Annotated in this window: 1 protein-coding gene; it reads right to left on the minus strand. The window is 71.8% G+C overall.

Features of this window, described 5'->3' with window-relative positions:
* Positions 1-262 (minus strand): hypothetical protein (locus tag ACM0OW_RS25855; RefSeq protein ID WP_414553581.1); only part of this gene is annotated, 262 nt, incomplete at both ends.

Genomic DNA, 262 nt, shown 5'->3' on the forward strand with positions numbered 1-262 from the left:
GAGCGGCCTGACGGATCGCCGGAGCCGTCAGGATCGGCGTACGGAGAGCGAACTGGGACCGGTCGGCTAAATGGGACCATTGCGCCGCGATGCGTCCGGCGAGCGCGGCTTCCAGCCGTCGTGCAGTGGTCGAACGCTCCAGCCATTCCCAGATCCGGAAGCTCGCCAGCATCAGCAGCGACGCGTCGCCCGCAGGCGGACGAATGACCAGGGCCGCGGCCGCAAGGGTCGCGGGGAGGGGGGCGAGGTCGGGCGCGAGCGG

The sequence above is a fragment of the Anabaena sp. CCY 0017 genome (assembly GCF_963920885.1).
In the GTDB taxonomy this organism is placed as follows: Bacteria; Cyanobacteriota; Cyanobacteriia; order Cyanobacteriales; family Nostocaceae; genus Nodularia.